The organism is Alteribacillus iranensis (assembly GCF_900113025.1).
GTDB classification, from domain to species: domain Bacteria; phylum Bacillota; class Bacilli; order Bacillales; family Marinococcaceae; genus Alteribacillus_A; species Alteribacillus_A iranensis.
The window spans coordinates 77,546-93,164 of sequence record NZ_FONT01000002.1 but is presented as its reverse complement, the minus strand read 5'-3'; the positions used below and the strand labels follow the sequence as shown (position 1 = coordinate 93,164).

The 15,619-nt window shown below is 42.9% G+C and carries 17 protein-coding genes; 13 read left to right on the top strand and 4 right to left on the bottom strand.

The annotated features are described in order from the left end of the window. The 5 genes from BM095_RS04575 to BM095_RS04555 all read left to right on the top strand — a co-directional run bounded on the left by BM095_RS04575 (position 1) and on the right by BM095_RS04555 (position 4,633). Positions 1-936 carry an ABC transporter substrate-binding protein gene (locus BM095_RS04575; protein ID WP_091658169.1) on the top strand — a complete coding sequence of 312 codons (936 nt, stop codon included), beginning with the start codon at positions 1-3 and terminating at the stop codon, positions 934-936. Between the two features lie 14 nt (positions 937-950). Continuing rightward, positions 951-1,421: a precorrin-2 dehydrogenase/sirohydrochlorin ferrochelatase family protein gene (locus BM095_RS04570; RefSeq protein ID WP_091658167.1), complete on the top strand. Its 471-nt coding sequence runs from the start codon at positions 951-953 to the stop codon at positions 1,419-1,421. Between the two features lie 158 nt (positions 1,422-1,579). Beyond that, entirely contained in the window at positions 1,580-2,665 is a 1,086-nt protein-coding gene (locus BM095_RS04565; protein WP_322787593.1) for an NAD(P)H-dependent flavin oxidoreductase, read from the top strand. A 38-nt stretch (positions 2,666-2,703) separates the two neighbouring features. Continuing rightward, entirely contained in the window at positions 2,704-3,618 is a 915-nt protein-coding gene (locus BM095_RS04560) for a cation diffusion facilitator family transporter (protein WP_091658161.1), read from the top strand. A gap of 145 nt (positions 3,619-3,763) precedes the next feature. After that, the gene (locus BM095_RS04555; protein WP_245757809.1) at positions 3,764-4,633 is read left to right on the top strand and encodes an NAD(P)-dependent oxidoreductase; all 870 of its coding nucleotides are present in this window, start codon (positions 3,764-3,766) and stop codon (positions 4,631-4,633) included. A 133-nt stretch (positions 4,634-4,766) separates the two neighbouring features. Here the strand turns inward: BM095_RS04555 and BM095_RS04550 are convergent, their stop codons facing one another. Further along, positions 4,767-5,549: a dioxygenase family protein gene (locus BM095_RS04550; RefSeq protein WP_091658159.1), complete on the bottom strand. Its 783-nt coding sequence runs from the start codon at positions 5,547-5,549 to the stop codon at positions 4,767-4,769. A gap of 138 nt (positions 5,550-5,687) precedes the next feature. Between BM095_RS04550 and BM095_RS04545 the strand changes: the two genes are divergently transcribed. The 4 genes from BM095_RS04545 (at position 5,688) to BM095_RS04530 (ending at position 9,028) form a co-directional block, all read left to right on the top strand. Continuing rightward, on the top strand, positions 5,688-6,236 hold the full coding sequence (locus BM095_RS04545) for a helix-turn-helix domain-containing protein (RefSeq protein WP_091658156.1): 549 nt from the start codon (positions 5,688-5,690) through the stop codon (positions 6,234-6,236). Positions 6,237-6,451: 215 nt separating this feature from the next. Beyond that, positions 6,452-7,297, top strand: coding sequence for an ABC transporter ATP-binding protein (locus tag BM095_RS04540; RefSeq protein WP_091658154.1), 846 nt, complete (start codon positions 6,452-6,454; stop codon positions 7,295-7,297). After that, complete coding sequence (locus BM095_RS04535; RefSeq protein ID WP_091658151.1) at positions 7,230-7,994, top strand: ABC transporter permease; 765 nt, start codon at positions 7,230-7,232, stop codon at positions 7,992-7,994. Before BM095_RS04540 ends, BM095_RS04535 begins: the two co-directional genes overlap by 68 nt. 14 nt (positions 7,995-8,008) lie before the next feature. Then, positions 8,009-9,028 carry an aliphatic sulfonate ABC transporter substrate-binding protein gene (locus BM095_RS04530; RefSeq protein ID WP_091658149.1) on the top strand — a complete coding sequence of 340 codons (1,020 nt, stop codon included), beginning with the start codon at positions 8,009-8,011 and terminating at the stop codon, positions 9,026-9,028. Between the two features lie 74 nt (positions 9,029-9,102). Here the strand turns inward: BM095_RS04530 and BM095_RS04525 are convergent, their stop codons facing one another. From BM095_RS04525 to BM095_RS04515, 3 genes are all read right to left on the bottom strand, one after another. Further along, positions 9,103-9,582 carry a YugN family protein gene (locus BM095_RS04525; protein WP_091658146.1) on the bottom strand — a complete coding sequence of 160 codons (480 nt, stop codon included), beginning with the start codon at positions 9,580-9,582 and terminating at the stop codon, positions 9,103-9,105. A gap of 91 nt (positions 9,583-9,673) precedes the next feature. Then, positions 9,674-10,639, bottom strand: a complete 966-nt coding sequence (gene uvsE / locus BM095_RS04520; RefSeq protein WP_091658143.1) for a UV DNA damage repair endonuclease UvsE — start codon at positions 10,637-10,639, stop codon at positions 9,674-9,676. 374 nt (positions 10,640-11,013) lie between these two features. Beyond that, positions 11,014-12,339 (bottom strand): short-chain fatty acid transporter, encoded by a 1,326-nt coding sequence (locus tag BM095_RS04515; protein WP_091658141.1) that lies wholly within the window; start codon positions 12,337-12,339, stop codon positions 11,014-11,016. 166 nt (positions 12,340-12,505) lie between these two features. On the opposite strand from BM095_RS04515, the gene BM095_RS04510 reads away from it, so the two are divergent. From BM095_RS04510 to BM095_RS04495, 4 genes are all read left to right on the top strand, one after another. After that, positions 12,506-12,763, top strand: coding sequence for a hypothetical protein (locus tag BM095_RS04510; protein WP_091658138.1), 258 nt, complete (start codon positions 12,506-12,508; stop codon positions 12,761-12,763). Then, entirely contained in the window at positions 12,760-13,140 is a 381-nt protein-coding gene (locus BM095_RS04505) for a retropepsin-like aspartic protease (protein WP_091658136.1), read from the top strand. Before BM095_RS04510 ends, BM095_RS04505 begins: the two co-directional genes overlap by 4 nt. Before the next feature lie 101 nt (positions 13,141-13,241). Then, a complete protein-coding gene (locus BM095_RS04500) occupies positions 13,242-13,949 on the top strand; it encodes an aspartate/glutamate racemase family protein (RefSeq protein ID WP_177194689.1) in 708 nt (235 codons plus the stop codon). Positions 13,950-14,127: 178 nt separating this feature from the next. Beyond that, positions 14,128-15,510 carry a vWA domain-containing protein gene (locus BM095_RS04495; RefSeq protein ID WP_091658130.1) on the top strand — a complete coding sequence of 461 codons (1,383 nt, stop codon included), beginning with the start codon at positions 14,128-14,130 and terminating at the stop codon, positions 15,508-15,510. The last annotated feature ends 109 nt before the right edge of the window (positions 15,511-15,619 follow it).

The window sequence follows — 15,619 nt, the reverse complement described above, 5'->3', positions numbered from 1 at the left end:
ATGAAGAAACTACTTATCTTTTTCGCTTGTCTCTTGCTGGCCGCGTGTCAAGGAGAGAGTAAAGCAGAAGAAGAGGCACAACATAAAATAAAGGTGGAGAACGGGGAAGAAACCGTCATCGTGGAACAAGCACCCCAACGAGCGATAACGATGAATCAGCATGTGACCGAAATCATGCTTGCGCTTGGATTAGAAGATCGCATGGTAGGTACTGCTTACTTAGATGATGGCATTCACCCTGATTATCAAGAAGCGTACAAAAGCGTCCCTGTGTTGTCGGATACTGATCCTTCCAAAGAAAGTATTTTAGCGGTAGAGCCGGATTTTATTTATGCTGGCTGGGAAAGTGCTTTTCAAAATGAAGCCGCCGGCAACCGTCAAGCATTAAAAGAATACGGGATTGCCAGCTATTTGCAGGAATCATCGAACATGGTGAATCCACAATTGGAAGACCTTTTTCGTGATATCCGCAATATAGGAACACTATTTGAAGAAGAGGAAGCAGCAGATCAATTAATTGAAGAAATGACGGCCGAAATAAATGAAGCAAAACAGCAGATTCCAAAGAACGTGGAGCCTAAAAAAGTATTTGTGTATGACAGTGGAGAAGATGCTCCTTACACCGCAGCTCAGAATATGTTAAATACCTTAATTGAAACAGCGGGCGCCGACAATATATTTAGTGACGTAGAGAAAGGCTGGGCTTCTGTCAGCTGGGAAGATGCAGGCCGTGAAAACCCGGATGAAATCATCATTATCGATTATGGAGAAACGAGCACAGAAGATAAGAAGGCATTTCTTGAGAAACATCCGGTCATGAAGCATACGACAGCTGTGAAAAATGAGGAATACACGGTGATTCCTTTATCAGAGGCTTCGGAAGGGATTCGGATTCCTGAAGCCTTTCAAAAAGTAGTGGAGGGACTGTATAATTAAAGCGGTGATGTCTAATGTTTAATTTTCCACTATTCTTGGATGTAACGGATAAAAAGGTCGTTATCGCAGGCGGAGGAAATGTAGCGCTGAGAAAAGCGAGAAAGCTGACAGCGGCCGCTGCGAATGTTATCGTGGTAGCGCCTCATATAGTATCTCCTCTTTACGAGATGTATAAGGAAGGAACGATTGACTGGATGGAAGGAAAGTTAGATCCGGAGCATATACGCGATGCTTTTCTTACCGTTTCTGCTTCCGGAAGCTCAGAAGCGCAACACATTATATCGCAAACAGTCCGTCCCGATCAGCTCGTAAATGGAGCCGATCAGCCAGCTATCGGAAATGTGGCCTTCCCGGCTTCTGTTGAAGAGGAAGAGATACATATCGCCATTTCGACGAAAGGAAAAGATCCTTCTCGCGCCAAAGTGCTAAGAGAAGAACTGGAAGAATGGTTAAAAGAGAGACAAACTAAAGATAGACATGAATAAGTTAAAAGAATAGAAGCCCGGTCACTAGCAATCTGCTAGCGGCTGGGTTTTCTCTATTTATGTATTATCATGACAACAATCAGCATAGAAACAAAGGAATAAAAAGGAGTCGACAAGAAGTATAGAAGGATATAAGTTTTAAAGAGAGGGTTAAGATGATGAGAACTGAATTAACGAAGCTACTGAATATAACATATCCAATCATTCAAGCACCGATGGCCGGCGGTATTTCCACGCCAGAGCTCGTAGCTGCCGTTTCCAATCATGGCGGACTTGGAATGATCGGTGCCGGCTACTTGTCCGCCGAGCAAATGAAACAACAAGTACAAGAGGTAAGAAAGCAGACTACTCAACCAGTTGGCGTGAACCTGTTTGTGCCGGAAGAAGTCGAAGTTACCGGGAAAGAGTTGGAAACAGCAGATCACTTTTTACAAGGGGTACGAGAAGAGCTAGGTATTGAAAAGCAATCAGCTCCAACCATTCCATCGGAAGAAGATAGATGGCAAGCATTTGAGGAACAAGTGGACGTCATCATACGAGAACGTCTCCCTGTTTGTTCTTTCACTTTTGGTCTGCCCCCTAATGATGTGATTACTGAAATGAAAAAAAAGAACATCATATTAATTGGGACAGCTACCACAGTGGAGGAAGCCTTAGCCGTTCAAGAGGCTGGTCTAGATATGGTCGTTGTGCAAGGCAGTGAAGCGGGTGGCCATCGTGGTAACTTTATTAACGACCATGAAGGCAGTTTGATCGGTCTCATGTCGCTGATTCCTCAAACTGTTGATCACGTAGATATTCCTGTGATCGCCGCTGGAGGGATTATGGATGGAAGAGGACTTTCCGCCGCTTTTGCATTAGGTGCCCAAGGAGTACAAATGGGGACTGCATTTTTGACCTGTACAGAAAGCGGAGCATCTTCTGCTCACAAACAAGCAGTAATGGAAACTAGTGAAGAGAAAACAGTACTTACGCGTGCGTTTTCTGGAAAATGGGCACGCGGGATACAAAATTCGTTTATCGCAAACAGCCGGAACATAGAAAGTCAACTACCTGGTTTTCCCGTCCAAAATATATTAACAAAACATATGAGAAAAATAGCAGGAGAAGAGCTGAATACAGACTATATGTCTTTGTGGTCAGGGCAAAGTCCGCGGCTTGCTGAACCGTCCACGGCCGCTGAATTAATAAATAGAGTAATGGAAGAAGCAAAAGACACAGTTCAAAGACTTAGCAATTCGTAGCATTATCCATAGATGGGAAGAGAAGGAGAACATATCAGATGCAGACTTCATCGAACACAAACCAAGATAATCATATTTTAAAAATATCTATTTTCGGAGGAGTTTTGTTCTCCGTGTTAGGAATCATTTGGGGGATCATTGCGAACTCCCAAATGATAATTTTTGACGGCTTGTATTCCTTCGTTAGTCTCGGGTTATCATTTTTATCATTGTTTGCGTATTCTTTTACTCAAAAAGTAGATACAGAGAGGTTTCATTTTGGGAAAGGGATCATCGAGCCGTTAGTTATTATGTTTAAAGCGAGTGCCATTATAGCGATGTGTCTTTTTGCGTTGTCGAGCGCAGTTATTGACTTGTTTAAAGGCGGGCGGGAAGTGGCTTTGGGACAAGCTGCGATTTATGCATTGATCGCAACAGGATTATGTATATTGTTTTATTGGAGCATGAAAAGAAAAGAAGGAAGCTCGGAATTTGTAAAAGCGGAAGCGGCTCAATGGCTGATGGATACGCTTTTAAGTGCTGCCGTGCTCGTAGGTTTTGTGATTGCTCTCATTCTCCACGCTTCGCCGTTCGCGTATATTACACCATACATCGACCCATTCATGGTTTTAGCCGTTTCTGTCTATTTTCTGAAAGTCCCGGCACAAATGTTCGTTCGTAATGCGAAAGAAATACTCATGATGGCTCCACCAGGTAACATTCAGACACATGTTGAGAAAGTCGTACAGCAAATAAAAGATAAATATAGAATCGAAGAATCTTTCGTGAGAATTTCAAAGGTAGGGAAGACAGTGTTTATTGAGATTGATTTTGTGTTGAATGAAAAAACGGTCGTGCAAACGGTGGATGAGTTCGATACTGTCCGAGAAGAAATGGATAGGAACCTGCAGCTCGATGGGTATGATGAATGGCTGACTTTGTCATTTACCAAAGATAGGAAATGGGCGTTATAGTAGAACTTCTGAGGAGGATGTATAAAGAAAACTGAGCTAAAGGTGAGAAGAGTATTAACGCACAAGTCTCTCTCTGGTTCGTCAGACAGGAAGATGCAATGTTATAATGATTTTGAACTTACTTTCTAAAATGAGGGTGATACGTATGGTAATCGGTTTTGTCGGGACAGGTGTAATGGGAAGCAGCATGGCACGTCGTCTGCTTCAGCATGGCTACGAAGTCATGGTATACACGAGAACGAAAGAAAAAGCCCAGCCTATTTTATCAGAAGGGGCGGAATGGGGAGAAACAATACAAGATGTCACTCGAAGCTCGGATGTCGTTATTACGATGGTAGGTTATCCGAGTGATGTAGAAGAGGTGTACTTTGGAAGCAATGGTATTCTGGAAAGTGCAGAAGAGGGTACATACGTAATCGACATGACGACGTCGAAACCGAAGCTGGCTCAGCAAATTTCTGAGAAAGCGAAGGAGAAAAAACTGTATGCGCTTGATGCTCCTGTGTCAGGAGGCGACATTGGGGCAAGAGAAGGTCGTCTCACCATTATGGTTGGAGGAGACAAAGATGCCTATGAAAAAATGAAACCTGTGTTTGATATTCTTGGGACAAACGTTGTCCTGCAAGGGGAGGCAGGTGCAGGACAGCATACAAAAATGGCGAATCAAATCACAATAGCATCGAATATGATAGGCGTTTGTGAAGCCATTGTATATGCACAAAAAGCAGGACTTGATCCAGAAAATGTGTTGAAAAGCATTGAATCCGGAGCAGCTGGAAGCTGGTCTTTGAGTAATTTAGCGCCGCGGATGTTGAAAAAAGATTTTGAACCAGGCTTTTACGTCAAACACTTCATTAAAGATATGACGATCGCTCTAGAAGCAGCGGAAGAAATGAATATGATGACCCCCGGTCTGGAGTTGTCTAAATCACTCTATGAAAAACTCGCAAAAGAGGGAGACGCGAACAGCGGGACCCAAGCGTTAGTAAAATTATATGCAAGAGACCTCTATTAATATATAAAAAGCACGAAGGTATGTGTATCCACCTTCGTGCTTTTTTGCAGTTAAGAAATATCTGTCCTGATTCAGGTGTCATCAGCTCGAGATCGCTTCAAGGCTTCACTTGATGTCTCGTCCGATGGTATGTCTATCCGAATTGCCACACGCTGTGGCTTAAATTGCGATAACGGTAACTGCGATGAAGAAGTTTAGCTTCTTTTACATCATCTGCGGCTCCCATGGCGTAAAAAATGGGAATAAAGTGTTCGTTCCCATAAGGAGGGACAGCCATGCTGGCGGCAGGGGCTTTATCTTCGTAATCAAAGAGAGTGGGAAGGTTCCACCCGTTTACATGCTGTTCGAGCCACGCATCAAACTCGAGTGCCCACTCATCCACTGTATCACTATCATCATGCATGCTTAATATCCCTAGATTATGAACAGTGCCGCCGCTCCCAATCACAAGTACATCCCTTTCACGCAGGGAGGATAATGCTTTTCCGATCTCATACTGTTCTGCGGGAGTGAGTCTTGGATTGACGGACATCGATATCACAGGGATATCCGCTTCAGGATAAAGCATTTTTAAAACGACCCAGGCTCCATGATCAAGACCCCGTTCAGGGTGAACATTATAGGAAATACTATGAGCGGAAAACAATTCCTGAATGTCTTTCGAAAGCTCATGATCTCCTTTTGCAGGATATTCTATTTCAAATAGTGCCCGCGGGAATCCGCCGAAATCATGAATCGTGCTGTATTCATCGACATCGCTCACCTGCTGGGTGTTTGCTTCCCAATGAGCAGAGAAAAGAACAATCGCCTGAGGACGCGGAAGGGTGCGGCCAAGCTCTTCTAAAAACTGTGTATATTGATTATCTTCAATCGCCAAGAGCGGAGCCCCATGGGCGATGAATAGAGAAGGCATCATACGACAACTCTCCTTATAAGTTTTCTTATATGAATATTTATTTCTTAAAAGATAACAAAAAGCGTCTTGGCTTGTCAACAATATTTTTGTTAATATGTAAATAAGTTTCATATGAGAAAACACTTGGAGGATATCGATATGGATATAGGTTCAGCTGTGCGCACGATCAGAAAACGTAAAAATATTACAATTGCACAAATGAGTGAGGGGACAGGTTTGTCGAAAGGCTTTATTAGTAATATGGAAAATAACAATACTTCTCCTTCCATCAATACTTTACAGACTGTCGCTCAGTTTCTCGACATTCCTCTTCCTTATCTACTCTTAGAGAAAGAACAACGGATGAAAGTGTTCCGCAAGCAGGAACGACAGCAAACAATTCATAACAAGGAAAATGTTAAAGTAGAGCATTTGACTTCCCGGGCAGGGCTAAGAATGCAGAAGGTAGAATTGCCTCCGGGTGCTGCAACAGGAGAGGAACCCCATGCCCATGAAGGTGAAGAGTGTCATCTCGTTCTCCACGGTACCATTCTTGCAGAACAGGGAGAGGACTCGGTCGTATTGGAAGAAGGGGATTCATTCAGCTGGAATGCTATCGTCCCTCACTACGTGAAAAACATTGGAGAAACACCAGCAATAATATTGATAGCCATTTACTCCAACAATCTCCATGAGGACTTATTATAGAGAACGAAGAAGTAAGCAATCCGGTGCCTTTTCTTAGGTTCTATAACCAAGCCGCATAGTTGGTAACATGGAAAAGACTCCCGCTTAGCCAGACGAGCTGCGGGAGTCTTTTTGTGTAACTTAGATAAAAGGTTTGACACTTGGGGCATTCCCACATATACTATTACTATAAAACTTATTAATATTATCGGAATTAAAAAGTTGGTGATCAATAAATGGCTGATGTTCTCATCGACCAAGTGGAGAAAACATTTTACGATAAAACGAAAGATACTTCCTTTACAGTATTTAAAGATATACAAGCGGAAATCAAGTCAGGGGAGTTCGTCTCTCTTCTAGGCCCTTCAGGGTGTGGGAAGTCCACCTTGTTGAATATTATCGCTGGTCTGGAAGAGCCGACAAGCGGTGTCGTTGAAGTAGGGGGAAGAAGAGTGACAGGGCCGGGACCTGACCGAGGGGTTGTATTTCAAGAATCCGCCCTCATGCCTTGGCAAACGGTATTAGACAACGTGATGTTTGGCTTAAAGAAAAAAATGAACAAAGAAGAAGCGAAAGAAAGAGCAGAATATTTTTTGAAGCTCGTTCATTTAAGTAAATTTATCCATTCCTACCCGCACGAGTTGTCGGGAGGGATGAAACAAAGAGTGTCCATTGCCCGAACGTTAGCGTTGGACCCGGATATTTTATTGATGGATGAACCGTTTGGAGCACTTGATGAACAAACCCGGTCGATGCTTCATAAAGAAGTGACGTACATTTGGGAAGAAACACAAAAAACAGTTGTATTCGTGACACACAACATACGCGAATCCATATTACTATCGGATCGCATTGTATTGATGGGAACACGGCCAGGAAGAATTGTGGAAGTGTTTGATGTGCCAATGGAACGCCCGAGAAAAACGTCCAGCAAAGAATTTGGAGAATTAGAGGAGCGTATCCAACAGAAGCTGGCGAAAGAAATAGAGAAGGTCATGAGAGAGGAGTTAGGCGATGATTACAACAGTAAGAAGGGTGCTCTTCTTTATCATACTGATCGCGATATGGGAAATCATATATAGATTTAACCTTTCTTATGAATTTTTTTCGGTGACCGCCTTTCCTTCTCCGATCAATTCAGTGAGAGAATTGTATCTCGGATTTTTTGAGACGGGGATATTGTTAGAGGCGTTGGGCACGAGTTTTCAGAGGTTAGTCGTTGGATTCATTATCGCTATGATTGTTGGATCGTTACTTGGATTGTTGCTTGCGCGCTCGAAGCTTGCAGATGAGACACTTGGTTCGCTCGTCATTGCTTTGCAGTCGATCCCAAGTATTGTCTGGCTTCCGATTATGCTGATGCTTTTTGGAGGCGGGAATGTGTCGATTATTATTATTGTTGCGTTAGGGGGCACTTGGGTGATGACCTCCAACATGCGACTAGGAATTAAGTCCGTCCAGCCGATCTTAATCAGAGCAGCGAGAACGATGGGGTACAAAGGCGCAGAGCTTGTTTGGCGTGTAATGATTCCTGCATCGGTTCCTTCCTTTCTCTCTGGAACACGTCTTGCCTGGGCATTTGGCTGGAGAGCATTAATGGCGGCTGAATTAATTGGTACGGGCGGTTTAGGGCGTACCTTAATGGATGCGAGAGACTTTTACAATATGGATTTAGTAATTGCTATTATGATTATTATTGCAGCGATTGGTATTATTATGGAATTTGTTATTTTTGACAGGTTAGAAAAGAAAGTATTTTCACGTTGGGGATTATCTTAAAAGGAGTGGGGACATTGAAAAAGAGGATATCAATCTTGTTTATTGCTGTATTAACAAGCTTACTGGCTGCTTGCGGGCAAGGAGGGGACGATACGGCGTCTGGTGAAGGAGGAGAGCCGATCGAGCTTGGGTATTTCCCAAACCTTGACCATGCAGCGGGCATCGTCGGGATTCAAAATGGATATTTTGAGGAAGAGCTCGGGGAAGGAAATATAGAATTTAAAAACTTTCCAAACGGAAATGATTTTATTGAAGCGTTGGATTCTGGATCATTAGATATTGGTTATGTCGGACCCGGTCCCGCTATTAACTATTTTCTTAGCGGTGGCGATGTGAAAATTCTGAGTGGGGCCGCAAATGGAGCAACATTGATCGTGTCGAGAGAAGATTCTGGTATCGAGTCACTCGAGGACTTCGGCGGAAAATCGTTTTGTACACCAGGTAACGGGTGCACGCACAACGTACAACTTGAAATTATGTTGAAAGAACTTGGGCTCGAATCCAACCGAGTGGGCGGTACGGTTGAGCATCAATCTCGTGTCGATCCAGCATCGATGATGGTTCGTTTTGAACAAGGCGAAGTGGATGCAGCTGCGGCACCAGAACCGTGGGGGACGTACCTTGTAGAAGAATTTAATGCGAATGTTGTGACAGAGTGGGATCAAGTATTCCTCGGAGAAACACTGCCGAGTGTGGTTCTTGTCGCTTCTAAGGAGTTCGTCGAAGCCAATCCTGAAAAAGTAGAAGCTGTATTGAAAGCTCATCAGAAATCAGTTGACTTTGCCGTAGAAAATGAAGAAGAAACACTTCAAGCAGTAAATGATCTCATTTATGAATTGTCACAAACTGAATTTTCAGAGGAGGTCCTCACAAAAGCGTGGGATCGGATGAATATTTCCTCTGACGTTTCTGCGGAAGCTCTCCAAAGCTGGGCGGACGCTTCTTATGAACTTGAATTTTTTGAAGAAGAACCAGATTTAGAAGGGTTTGTAGATACGTCTATTATCGATAATTTAGAAACAGATTCGGAGTAATGGAAAAGAAATAGGTAAGGAGCCCCCAATTCTTTTAATGAAGGATTGGGGGGCTTTTGTGGTATAGAAATGGACTATCTTTTCTCCGCTTCCAGTTCCTCTTCGGTATTCTCTTCATCGATTTCCGCTTCGTCTCCTTCTGTGACAGGTATGTACCTTAATACTTTGGAGACGACATCTTTTCCGACTTCTTCCCATTTTTGCTCTTGTTCAATATTTCCGTCTTTATCAATCGGAGTTTGAAATTGGTTAAACCCTAATGCAGTTTGTAAGGAATCATCATCTTTATCTAATCCATAATTCACAATGTGCTTAATCACATATGGCGTTCCAAAGACAATTTCAGCACGGGGTTGGTCCAGCATTCCTTCCACCACTTTAAAAGGTAAACGGATATACATTGATTCTGGTCCCTCTTGGGAAATGACAGCATCAAAACAGCCATTGTCAAAGTCCCAATTGTCCCCAAGTTCAAATCCGTGTTGCTGTAAAATATGATGAACGGTTCCGAATGCACCATGTTTTCCTTCTAATTCTGTTTCTAAAGTAAGCATAGATAGCCTTCCTCCTGTATCTTACGTATTCTTCACTTAGTATGAACGAGAGGGAAAGAACCCATACTCTTTACTTGGCAGTAATGAGTCTCTACGTTATTCGGAATGTAGCTTGATCAATCCATTCAATGTCAGCGTAGTGGTGAAGATCAGTTACCAGCTTAAACAATGCTTCATCTTTCTTTTTTGCCTCAATCATACAATCTATTTGTTCCGTGCTCCCTTTAACTTTCTTTAAGAAATCCATGAACATACCAGGATCAATATAATCGGCATGAGCTCTGTATTGACTTTCACTTTTAGGGCTGGAGATATGCATTTTTACAGGAAGTGGAGAATCTTTCCATGTTCCAAGTACACGTTCCCAATCTTCCTCCCATGCAGCCTTTTCATGATGAGCTAAGTGATGATGGATATCAAAAGCGAGAGGAATATTCAATTTTTCGCATAAGTATAACGTGTCATGGAGCGTAAATGATTTATCATCGTTTTCCAACATGATCATGTGCTGGATGTTCTTTGGTATGACACCCCAATTTTCAATAAACGTTTCCAACGCTTTTTCTTTATTATTATAAACACCACCGACATGCATCACACAGCGGTGAACCGGATCAATTTTCATGGCTCGGAGCATATCATAATGAAGTTTTAATGTATGAAGTGATGCTTTTACTACTTCACTGCGCGGGGAATTTAATAAAACAAAGTGATCCGGGTGGAAATCAAGTCTCATCTCATGTTTTTTCGCGAATTCACCAATCGCTGCAAAATCCTCTTGGAGAGGTTGAAGGTAATCCCAACCTGCCAAATCTTCATGAGTCGCTAAAGGGATGAGACGTGAACTCAAACGAAAGAAATGAATATCATGAGCGGCATTATGTCGTAACAGCCGTAAGCAGTTTTGGAGGTTGGATGATGCAATTCTTTCTAGCTTGCGCTTAGCCGCTTCTTTATCAGGAAACGTGGAATAATGTTTATACGTCATCGTTTGAGAAGGAGAGCTGTTCTTTAATTGAACGATCATGGCCACGTAGCCGAGCCGAATAACGGTCATAATGAAACCTCCCAGGAATATTCAAAATATCGGGAAAGGCAAGGATTTTGTCTGCCCTGCCGATGATACTTCTGTTAAAAGTGCAGACAACTGTTAAGGATCCTTTGCAAATCACGCAAACGTTAGAAGTTCCTTTTTCTTTAGCCGATCTTCCATCTGGCAGTGCAGACAATGAAAGGAAGAGCACCTTTCTTTGCTGCCCCTTCAGATCATGGCACGGCTAAAAAAGGAGCTTCCGCTTTTCTTCATAACGTTCGCAATCCATGGTGCGTTTATACCCGGGAAAAACAGGAGGGAAAACTACTCTGGATAGAATTAAGCCAATAAGAAACGGGCAGAAAGAAAAGACCTTTCTACCCGCGCGGGAGAGAATACTAAAAGAAGAGAAGTCCGATGGAAATAGGGAAGAAGCTGTAAATGAGGATAATAACACAAAAGCCCATGATGTCACGTACTTTTAAGCCAGCGATCGCAAGAAGAGGCAAAGCCCAAAAAGGCTGAATCATATTCGTCCACGCATCGCCCCAAGCGACAGCCAATGTTGTTTTCGCTGTGTCGACTCCTAACTCTAAGGCTGCCGGGATCATGATAGGCCCTTGGATGGCCCATTGTCCACCGCCGGATGGAACAAAGAAGTTAACAAGGCCAGCACTTAAGAACGTAAAGAGAGGGAGTGTGAATTCGGTAGCCATATTGATAAACCACATCGAAATTTGTTCGGACAACCCGGAAGCAACCATCATTCCCATAATCCCCGCATAAAAAGGAAATTGAATGATGATTCCGCCGGCATTTTTCACTGCGTCCGAAACACTGCGAAGGAAACGGCGTGGTGTTCGGTGAAACATAATTCCAAGAAAAAGGAAAATAAAATTCACGATGTTGATATTTAAATCGAAACCATTTTGAACAAAATGAAAAACAATGAATGCCAGGCCTAAAATCCCAATCAACAAGGAAACGATTTTACTGTTTTCTATACGTTCTGCTGGGGAAGGATGTTCAGGTAAAGGAACCTCTTCCGGTTCATTTTTTTGTTTTTGCAGAAACGACGGTTGATTCTTTTCTAATGATCCTCGCGTACGAAGTAAATACCGATTTAACAAAGGAAGCGTAGCTAAAAGAACAACAATAATAAATAAGTTGGCGCTGCTGAATAACGTTTCCGTAACAGGAACCGTCCCCATCGTATCTTCTAGAAAGTGCCCAGGCGTTGCGATCAAGAGCGGAGCAGAAGCAGACAACCCGCCGTGCCAGAGTAAAAAACCACTATAAGCACTAGCCATTAGCAAACGGTAATCAACATTCGGAACTCTCCTGGCTACATGGATACCAAGTAGTGCTCCGACGACAAGACCGAAACCATAACTGATCAAACATGCGATAGCAGCAACAAATGTTACGAGTACAATAGCCTGGCCGGGTGTGTTGGCGAGCGTACTGATTTTTGTTAAAATCCGGCGTACGATCGGTGTGTTAGCTAAAATATAGCCAGTTACAACGATGAGTGACATCTGCATCGCAAATTCCAGCAGGTCCCAAAAACCAACGCCCCAATACTCAACCATTTGAACAGGAGAACTGTCTGTGAAAAAGAGACCGAGTACAAAGACAACGAAAGTTAATAAGACCGCGAACAGGAAAGCATCGGGAAGATAACGCTGCACCATCCTGTCAAAAAAATTGGTGAGAGCTTGCAAAAAAATCCCCTCCTTCACCTCATGCTGTCAGCTTCCTCACCAAGCTGCACTATAAAAATATGAGCAATATGCTCGTTGTAGTACAGTGATTAGCAGGAACAAGAGGAGAAGGGCGAGAAATGAATACAAACATCTATTATCGTTAGACGGTTAGGAGGAATTCACGATGGAGTGGAATCGGATCCGAGAGTGGTATCCTTCCAAATGGGTTGTGATCGAAGCACGTTCGTCTCACTCCCATCAAGGCTATCGAATACTTGATGACATGGAGGTGCTAGAGGTGTTTGAAGAGCCAATGAGTGCCATGCGATGTCACGCTAATTTACAAAAAGAAAATCCGACAAGAGAATTGTATTTCTTTCACACGTCACGAGAGTTGTTAGATATTCATGAAAGGAAACGGGTGAGGTTCCAAAAAGTATGATTGCGATTAGGGAATTACATGGACTGCCATTCATCGAAGCTTCCGTCACCTTCCGTGGAAACACGATTGACCTTCCTCTTATTTTAATTGATACCGGTTCGGCAGGAACGATTTTAAATGTAAACCGTTTAGAAGAAATCGGCGTGGCACCAGAGCCTGACGATAAAGTCGAAGTGATTTACGGAGTCGGAGGACACGAATTTGTTTATACAAAACCGATGGACGTTATAACTCTTGGGAATGGAATCCGTATTGACGACTACATGATAGAATTAGGGACAATGGATTATGGGATGGACATCGACGGGATTATTGGTTATGACTTTTTAAAGGAGCTCGGAGCTATCGTTGATTTAGATCATTTGAAATTGAGATGAAAGAAAATAAAATTCGGTGAGTATATCTGTATATAAATTGGGAATCGATGAAAAGAGGACCTTGTAGGTTGCAATGCTGCTTTGAGATATGGAGGGTCACGATGATTTATAAGGCGCAAAAAGGACAGATCAGTTACGGGGAAGAGATAGGGATTATTATGATGGATGCTCACGTACCTTTCATACAAGGAGATATAGGACACGCGGCGACCTTTTCATTTCCTGTCCGCTATCAATACGTCCCGGGCCTTACTGTAAACGCCATTTATAATGAAAACATAGATATTTTTCCTCAAGTAGTGACCGCTGGGAAACAATTAATCCAGGAAGGTAACGTTAAGGCAATCACGGGAAACTGTGGTTACTTCTTAACATTTCAGGAGGAGTTAGTCAGAGAGCTGAACGTACCTGTATTTATGTCCAGTCTGTTGCAACTGTCTCTGCTTGAAAAAATGATTGATCCAACTTCACAGAAGATAGGAATTATCACCGCTGAGTCGTATCGTCTATCGGATGACCTTCTCCAGGCCGCAAACATTGATCCTGCAAGCGTACATATGAAGGGCATGGAACAAAATCCTCACTTTGTCGAAGTAGCCATTCAAGAAAACGGAATCTTAGACAGTGAAAAACTTGAGCAAGAGACGGTGCAGACAGCGATGGAACTCGTTATGGAACATCCCGACACAGCGATCGTGGTAATAGAATGCAGTATATTATCTCCCTATTCAAAGGCAGTTCAGCAGCATATTAAGCGACCGGTTTATGATTATATCAGTTTAGTGAATTTTGTTCATGCCGGTCTTTAAGAAACTCGAAGTTTCTTTTTACTTTCAGTGTGAATAAGGAATTTGTATTCAGTAAAGAAGTATGGCTACCTTTCTCCTGCATCTTATTTACGAGGGAAGAAGCAGGACTCTAGCAGAATAGGCATGCCCCGCTTGTTATGTTATGTTCATAGAAGTGGAACAACAGGGGGATTGTTTTATGAAAAAGAAGCTTGCGGCAATAGGGCTGTCTTCACTCATTGCTTTTACTTTAATGGGATGTGGGGGAGACGAAGAGTCCTCCGCTGATGCTGAACCGGAAAATACGGAAGAAACAGAAGAGAAAAACGAGGAAACGGTAGAAGAAGTAACCAATGATGAGTCAACAGATGATTTTGAAGTGGCTACCAGTATCGAGCAAATTATCGAAGAGGAGCCTGGACAATACGCAGGCACGAAGTATAATAAAGCCGTTGTACACCGGGCGTTGGACGAAATGGATTTCGCCGGGGACGATAGCTTTGAAGTGTATGCTAAAATCCTGCCTCTTCTGAATGAGTCGGAAACATATAAAGACATGTATCAATCAACCAAAGAGTTTAATGCAGAGATAGAGTCTGCTATTTCAGGTACACCGGAAGGATTAGACCTCGATGGGACAGAAGGTGGTCTACCGCCAGCGAATATTGTCATTTTGTTAGACGCGAGCGGAAGTATGTCCGCAGTGATAGATGACCGAACGAAAATGGGGCTCGCGAAAGATGCGATAAATGATTTTGTGGCATCCATGCCTGAAGGAGTCCATGTAGGTCTTCGCGTTTTTGGGCACGAGGGCAGCAGTGAGAAAGAAGACAAGGAAATATCGTGCGACAGCACAGAGTTAGTTTATGGATTGGAAACCTACGACAGCAACACTTTTAACGAATCTCTAAAACAATTTGAACCGACAGGATATACTCCTCTAGCCAAAGCGATAGAAGAAGCAAAAGGTGATTTTGCAAACGCAGGGGATGCTCAACAGAATATTGTTTACGTTGTCAGTGACGGGGTAGAAGCTTGTGGAGGCAACCCCGTAGCAGCAGCGAAAGATCTACAAGAATCAGATATTGAAGCCGCAGTGAATATCATAGGCTTTGACGTCTCAAGCTCTGACCAAAAAGAATTAAGAGAAATTGCTGATGTAGGAGGCGGCTCCTTTGAAACTGTCCATTCAGCAAGCGATTTCAACCGCTTATGGGAAAAAGAACGAGTGCGACTGTATAATGAGTGGAGCTCATGGACGGCATCCAATTATAACGAAGTATCCAGTGAACAATCTAGCAAATTAAACGAGCTATACAGTAAAGAGTCTAACTTTGCAAACCTGACATTCAAAGAAGAGTCTCGTTTAAAAGAAGCGGTGCAATACTTGAAAAATAATGAGAAGATAGATAATGAAGTCAGCCAGGAAGTTCGCAGCATGGTGATTCAACGGCAGGACGTGTTGGAAGAATTTAGAGATGACATGGACGCCCTTCAAGATAAAATTAAAGAAGAAGGCGATCGTATGAAAGACACTATTCAAGAAAAAGGCGATGAAATGAAAGAAAAATATCGAAATTAAATGAATGACCGCAGGCAGAGAATATGCTGTCTGCGGTTATTTTGTAAAAACGGTTCCTCGTATCAAGAAGACGACATGTATGGGAGAGAAGGACTTTCCGTGTAAGAGA

Bases quoted from the DNA above. Each gene is read 5' to 3' on its own strand.
- BM095_RS04505 (WP_091658136.1), top strand. From the start codon at position 12,760: ATGATTGCGATTAGGGAATTACATGGACTGCCATTCATCGAAGCTTCC.
- BM095_RS04575 (WP_091658169.1), top strand. From the start codon at position 1: ATGAAGAAACTACTTATCTTTTTCGCTTGTCTCTTGCTGGCCGCGTGT.
- BM095_RS04535 (WP_091658151.1), top strand. From the start codon at position 7,230: ATGATTACAACAGTAAGAAGGGTGCTCTTCTTTATCATACTGATCGCG.
- BM095_RS04550 (WP_091658159.1), bottom strand. From the start codon at position 5,549: ATGATGCCTTCTCTATTCATCGCCCATGGGGCTCCGCTCTTGGCGATT.
- BM095_RS04525 (WP_091658146.1), bottom strand. From the start codon at position 9,582: ATGCTTACTTTAGAAACAGAATTAGAAGGAAAACATGGTGCATTCGGA.
- BM095_RS04540 (WP_091658154.1), top strand. From the start codon at position 6,452: ATGGCTGATGTTCTCATCGACCAAGTGGAGAAAACATTTTACGATAAA.
- BM095_RS04495 (WP_091658130.1), top strand. From the start codon at position 14,128: ATGAAAAAGAAGCTTGCGGCAATAGGGCTGTCTTCACTCATTGCTTTT.
- BM095_RS04570 (WP_091658167.1), top strand. From the start codon at position 951: ATGTTTAATTTTCCACTATTCTTGGATGTAACGGATAAAAAGGTCGTT.
- BM095_RS04510 (WP_091658138.1), top strand. From the start codon at position 12,506: ATGGAGTGGAATCGGATCCGAGAGTGGTATCCTTCCAAATGGGTTGTG.
- BM095_RS04545 (WP_091658156.1), top strand. From the start codon at position 5,688: ATGGATATAGGTTCAGCTGTGCGCACGATCAGAAAACGTAAAAATATT.
- BM095_RS04565 (WP_322787593.1), top strand. From the start codon at position 1,580: ATGAGAACTGAATTAACGAAGCTACTGAATATAACATATCCAATCATT.
- BM095_RS04500 (WP_177194689.1), top strand. From the start codon at position 13,242: ATGATTTATAAGGCGCAAAAAGGACAGATCAGTTACGGGGAAGAGATA.
- BM095_RS04560 (WP_091658161.1), top strand. From the start codon at position 2,704: ATGCAGACTTCATCGAACACAAACCAAGATAATCATATTTTAAAAATA.
- uvsE (WP_091658143.1), bottom strand. From the start codon at position 10,639: ATGACCGTTATTCGGCTCGGCTACGTGGCCATGATCGTTCAATTAAAG.
- BM095_RS04555 (WP_245757809.1), top strand. From the start codon at position 3,764: ATGGTAATCGGTTTTGTCGGGACAGGTGTAATGGGAAGCAGCATGGCA.